This is a genomic window from Klebsiella sp. MS 92-3, from assembly GCF_000195655.1.
In the GTDB taxonomy this organism is placed as follows: domain Bacteria; phylum Pseudomonadota; class Gammaproteobacteria; order Enterobacterales; family Enterobacteriaceae; genus Klebsiella; species Klebsiella pneumoniae.
On the sequence record NZ_GL882829.1, the window covers coordinates 30,040 to 35,777 of the forward strand.

Genomic DNA, 5,738 nt, shown 5'->3' on the forward strand with positions numbered 1-5,738 from the left:
GGGTGTGGACTGGCTAACGCCAGGGTTCACTGCGGGGAATATTATTCGGGCAACGCTTAATCGTGCAAAAGGACTGGTAAAAACAGGAGTCAGACCGCTCGCCACCGGCATGGTAAGGGCACGATGGTCGCTCACGTAATTTTTCCCACTGCGCCTCGTCGTACACCGTAATATTATAGATTTTTAATGAATGATACTGGTCATTAATTAAAACTCTCGAGGAATAGAGTCTTATCGACTCACCGGGCAACAGGATTACATCAGCCTCGTACCACATGATAAATTTCAAGAAACGCAGACTGGATATAGCCGAGAAGGCGATACCAGATTGCGGGCAGATCAGGGTATTAAGAATAGTCCATTTCATATTCCTTCCTTATAAAGATGCTACAAATTATTGCAATATATAGTGATAGCATTCATTGTTATAAATCGCAAGCGCCCCTGGCAATTATGTGATTTAAGACAATTCCTAACGACATACTCCATTATTAGTAACGTTTCATTTCCCTCTCTAAATTTATGGTTAGGCCTGATGAAAAACAGCCAAATTACCCTTAAAAAAGAAAATATAATAAAAAATAAGATAATATAAACTTAATTTACAATACGTCTTAGTCCCTCTGGATGAGGCCTCAGTCATTGGTATTAGATGATGCAGCACTGAGTATTACCCGCGGTTTGGCAAGAAGAGAGGATAGTAGCAGGCAGCTATTTATTGCGCGGTTACCTCGTCGTACGCCACCAGGTCCGCGAGGCCCTCAGACCGCGCTCGGGTAAATGTCGCGGGTGTCCCGCCAGATCGTATTCCTTAGCGATAATATCGACATAGCGGTTGAGTATATTCTGCTCAATCGCTATGTCGGAGGACAGTCCACAGAATATAGCCACGCCGGTCTATCAGGCCCCGTTGGAGCCCTACCAGGTTTTGCCGATATTAAACTGAAACTGTTCTGCTTTATCACCATCGTACTTTTTAAACGGCTCTGCCCAGGAGAAGACCAGTGGACCGAGGGGAGACATCCACTGCACGGCAATCCCCGCGGAGAGACGAATATGACTCGGATCGCCGTAGTCAGGGATCCCTGCCGCCAGCGTCTGCGCGGTGTTGTGCCAGGATGTACTCCAGACCGTCCCCGCGTCAACAAACAGCGAGGTTCGCAGACTATCGGCGTACTTATCATTCACAAAGGGGGTTGGAATGATAAATTCGCTGTTCAGCACCGCCATGGCATTCCCGCCGACCGCATCAGACGAGGCGTCCAGCGGGCAGGCGCTATAGCTGCTTTCGCTACCGTTACAGCGGTAATAGGCCGCTTTAGGCCCAATGGTGTTAGAAGAAAATCCGCGCACTGACGACGAACCGCCAGCGTAAAAGTTATCGTAGAACGGCACACTTTTGCCGTCTAACCCGCCGGCATAGCCTGCGCGCAGGCGTTCCATCCAGACCCAGCGCTTGTTCTCGCTCAGCGGCAGATACTGGGCGGTGTCAAAAGAGAGTTTGTAGTAGCTATTATCCGAACCGGGGAGCGTCACTTTACCGCTCAGGCTGCTCTTGTTTCCCGCACGCGGGAAGAAGCCGCGATCGAGATCGTTGTAGCCCCATCCAAGACTCACAAAATAATCGTTGGCGCTATATTTTGCGCCGCTGTCGCCATCTTTCGTCACCACGCTGGGCTCGATTCCCCGAGAGCTGAGGTAGCGCCAGGTCGTCAGCTCCGGATCCATATTGGTCAGGCGATTATGGACATAATCCAGTCCCAGGTTCAGGGAGTTATTTTCGCTAATGGGAAACCCTAGCGTACTACCTAAACCATAGCTCTGCTGGTTATAGCTCCCGGCATCCGCATCAGAAGCATCATAGCTGTTATAAAAAATCTTTCCGCCCAGGCTGATGCCATCTACGGTAAACCACGGGTTCGTCGCCCCCAGTTCAAGATAAGACTGGTAGCTGTTGCGCGTCCCGTTGAAGCTAACGCTATTACCCGTTCCCAGCCAGTTATCCTGCGTCACGCCAAGCTGATAGCTCACGCCGCTGTCCGTACCAAATCCCAGGCCCACATTGAATGAGCCGGTGTTGCGCTCCTTCACCTTGTAGACCACATCGACCTGATCCGCCGTTCCATTGACCGGAACGATCTGCTGTTCAACGTTCTCAAAAAAACCCGTTCGATCAAGACGTACCTTCCCTTGATCGACTTTTTCGTTGTTGAGCCACGCCCCTTCCATTTGGCGCATTTCACGACGCAGCACCGCGTCCCGGGAGGTGTCGTTACCGGAAAAGCGGATCTGGCGTACCGAGTAGCGGCGGCCCGCGTTGACCTGAATATGCAGCACCACGCGGTGATGCGCATCATCGATTTCCGGCGTGGACGTCACCTGCGGCCAGGCATAACCATACTTACCAAAGTGCTTTTTGATCTCATTTTCAACCGTGGTGACTTGCGCCCCGCTATACCATGCCCCCGCCAGCGGCTGGGCAAGCGCCTCGATCTCCGGCCCATGCTGAGCCAGATCGCCTGTCACCTGAGTTCGGTCGACCCGATAACGTTCGCCTTCATTGAGGGCGATAGTGATATACAGGGATTTTTTATCTGGCGTCATACTGACCTGCGTGGACTCGATAGCAAAGCGCGCATAGCCGCGATCGAGATAAAAACTGCGCAGCGTTTCCAGATCGGCTTCCAGCTTCTGCTTCTGGTATTTTTTATCGGCTACCACGTTCCACCACGGCACATTATCACGTAGCTGAAGCTGGTCCAGGAGCGTCTCTTCCCGAAACGCCTGATTACCGATAATGTTTATTTGTGCGATTTTCGCCGAGATGCCTTCCTGAAAAACGAACGTTAAGTCAACGCGATTACGCGGTAACGGGGTCACCACCGCGTGAACCTGCGCACTGTATTTCCCCGCGCTGTAATAGAAATCCTGTAACCCCTTTTCTATTTCGCTAAGCGAATTTCTGTCCAGTGCGCTACCTGCAGAAATACCGGACGCGGTGAGATTTTCCTTTAGCGCATCATCCTTCACTGCCTTATTCCCGGAAAAACTGACGCTGGCAATAGTGGGCCGTTCCTTAACCTGCACCACCAGCGTTTTCCCATCGCGCAGGATCTGCACATTTTCGAAATTGCCGCTCGCATACAGCGCGCGCACTGCCTCGCTGACATCTTCTGGCGTCACCGCATCTCCCGCGTGCAATGGCATACTTAATAGCGCCGCCCCGACGGTCACGCGCTGTAGCCCTTCAAAACGGATATCATCAACTTGATATGATGTTGCGGCATATAACGTTAAAGGGGCGATCAATAATCCGCTGATGATATGAGTCTTTTTTAACATGAATGTGTCGTCTACGAGATAATGAGCAATAGCAGTGTCCTGCTGGCGTTGAGCTTATTTGTTCAGGATGCATCTCTAAAATATGCGACAGAAAATAACCTGAGCGAGGCGCAGAATTACATGCAATTATGGCGACAAAATGGAGAAAAAATGGATGTTAAAGCATCTTTAAAAATATATTTAATGATGGAACTTTTTCTGAAGCGCATGGTTCTAATGGCCAACACCAGTACTATATTTAGATTTGCCTGAACGTTTTATTAATAAAAAGCCCCCTTTCTTATTAATGGAAAGGGGGAAGGATCTCGTTAGGAATGATGCTCTCTGGGATCACCAGGAACAGGGAGAAAAATAACCTGCAACCCAGCAGATTTAATGAAGAGAAATTGAATAAATTATGCAACTGATATCACAACATTCTACCCCGAATTCACCGCCAGACGCCGTTGGCAAACATCTCCATATTTTCCTCAAAATAGCAGAATACAGTAGGGTCGCCTTATCAAGGCATCAAGGAAAGTCTATCGTTATCTACAATAGCCAAGCAGTGGCGCCTCGCCAGGGAAGGTGAGGCATAGGTTTCGCCATCCTGCCGCCTCCCATCATCAGCCACAGGGAACTGCGTATGACACGCTTACTCAAGACAATCTTGCCCATCATCCTCTGCGCCCTCTTCGGGTTATCGTTCGCTTCACCCACGCAGGCTGTCGCCAGTCTGCCGATCGTTCTTCCCGCGCTGACATGCGATGCGCTAAGCACTACCGACTTCAGCGCAGCCGTTGGCGCAAAGGTCACTATCAACCACACTGAAATGCAGACCTCCGCGCAGGGAAGCTGGTGCAAGGTGAGCGCCACTATCGCCCCTGAGATTGGCGTGCAGATTGCCCTGCCGACCCAACGCTGGAGTCAACGTTTTTTGCAGGTCGGCTGTGGCGGACTGTGCGGGAGTATTAACCTGAGTCTGTCGAATGCCAGCGGCTGCCTGCCGGCAATGAACGGCGAGTTTGTGGTGGCAGCAACCGATATGGGGCACCATGGCAGTATGATGGATGCGTCATGGGCCGAAGATCCGCAAAAGCGCATCGATTTTGCCTGGCGCGCCAACCACCTGACCGCCGTGCTGGCCAAAGCGGTGATGCAGACGCTTTACCGCCAGCCGCCAAAGTATGCCTACTTTATGGGCTGCTCAGACGGCGGTCGCGAAGCATTGATGGAAGCGCAGCGCTTTCCGCAGGATTTTGACGGTATCAGCGCTGGCGCGCCAGCGGCCTTTTTCCAGTTTCAGAACTCCTTCTTCCACGGCTGGAATGTGGCCGCCAATCAGCGCCCGGACGGTACCGCTATCCTGCTGAAAAATCGCCTTCCTCTGATTCACCAGGCCGTGCTGGCTCACTGCCCGACGCTTTCCGGCGTGCAGGATGGTATCCTGCAAAATCCGTATGCCTGTCAGTTCTCTGAGTCATGGCTCCCCCGCTGTCCTGCCGATGCTCGGGACCGTTCTACCTGCCTGACGCAGGAAGAGATCGAGGTGGTGAAAAAGCTCTACCGCGGCGCTTACGACAGCCACGGCGCCCAGTTCGTCGCGGGCGGTCTGCCGCTGGGTTCCGAGCTACGCTGGCCGGTGCCCGAGACGCCGACCGGCCACTCAATGTCGGAAATGATGGTACTACCGGCTCTGCAATCCGTGCTCCTGCCAGGAGAAAAACAGAAGATCCAATCGATGCGGGATTTCCCGCTTAACCAGCAGAATTTTGACGCCGTCGCCCAACTGGCGCCGCTCTATAACGCGGCAAATACCAATCTTCATGCCTATCAACAGCGCGGCGGCAAGCTTATCCTCTGGCACGGTCTGGCCGATGACTCCGTCAGTCCGGCCTTTTCTATCGCCTATTATCGCGGCGTAGAAGCAGAGATGGGCCATGCCGCAACGGATACCTTCCTGCGGTTATTCCTGCTGCCTGGGGTAGCCCATTGCGGTAATGGCGAAGGTTACGATCAAATTGATCTCCTTACCCCGCTGATGCGCTGGACCGAGGAAGGCATCGCGCCGCAGGAGATCATGGCCGGCAAACGGGCAACAGCCGCTGCCGACCTGCCGCCGATGACAGAAAAACCAGATGCGCAAACGCAGTTTCACGGCGTGCAGAAAGTCAGTCAGCCTTACGCTGACGCCGCTCCAGCTGTTATCGCGACTCGTCCGGTGTATCCCTTCCCGGCCATTGCCCGTTATAACGGGCGCGGCGACGTGAATGACGGCGAAAATTATCATGCAGAGCAAACAACCGCCTTTGGTCATCTGCAGCTGGCAAAACCCGCCAGCGACTATATTGGCCCTGATAATCAAAAAAATTATCAGGTTCGCCACGGCACACTCACTGTTCAATAAACCCCAGGGG

Annotated in this window: 4 protein-coding genes; 2 read left to right on the forward strand and 2 right to left on the reverse strand. The window is 52.6% G+C overall.

Annotated features, from left to right (window positions below):
* Positions 1-13 precede the first annotated feature (13 nt).
* Entirely contained in the window at positions 14-367 is a 354-nt protein-coding gene (gene iraM / locus HMPREF9538_RS09140; RefSeq protein ID WP_002885039.1) for an anti-adapter protein IraM, read from the reverse strand.
* Between the two features lie 551 nt (positions 368-918).
* Positions 919-3,342 (reverse strand): outer membrane protein assembly factor BamA, encoded by a 2,424-nt coding sequence (gene bamA, locus HMPREF9538_RS09135; protein ID WP_004146635.1) that lies wholly within the window; start codon positions 3,340-3,342, stop codon positions 919-921.
* A gap of 21 nt (positions 3,343-3,363) precedes the next feature.
* On the opposite strand from bamA, the gene HMPREF9538_RS09130 reads away from it, so the two are divergent.
* On the forward strand, positions 3,364-3,594 hold the full coding sequence (locus HMPREF9538_RS09130; protein WP_004192625.1) for a potassium:proton antiporter: 231 nt from the start codon (positions 3,364-3,366) through the stop codon (positions 3,592-3,594).
* Positions 3,595-3,967: 373 nt separating this feature from the next.
* Positions 3,968-5,728: a tannase/feruloyl esterase family alpha/beta hydrolase gene (locus tag HMPREF9538_RS09120; protein ID WP_009485619.1), complete on the forward strand. Its 1,761-nt coding sequence runs from the start codon at positions 3,968-3,970 to the stop codon at positions 5,726-5,728.
* Positions 5,729-5,738 lie beyond the last annotated feature (10 nt).

What these genes read in the sequence shown, in the direction of transcription:
- iraM (WP_002885039.1), bottom strand. Translation starts at nt 367, where the DNA reads ATGAAATGGACTATTCTTAATACCCTGATCTGCCCGCAATCTGGTATC.
- bamA (WP_004146635.1), bottom strand. Translation starts at nt 3,342, where the DNA reads ATGTTAAAAAAGACTCATATCATCAGCGGATTATTGATCGCCCCTTTA.
- HMPREF9538_RS09130 (WP_004192625.1), top strand. Translation starts at nt 3,364, where the DNA reads ATGAGCAATAGCAGTGTCCTGCTGGCGTTGAGCTTATTTGTTCAGGAT.
- HMPREF9538_RS09120 (WP_009485619.1), top strand. Translation starts at nt 3,968, where the DNA reads ATGACACGCTTACTCAAGACAATCTTGCCCATCATCCTCTGCGCCCTC.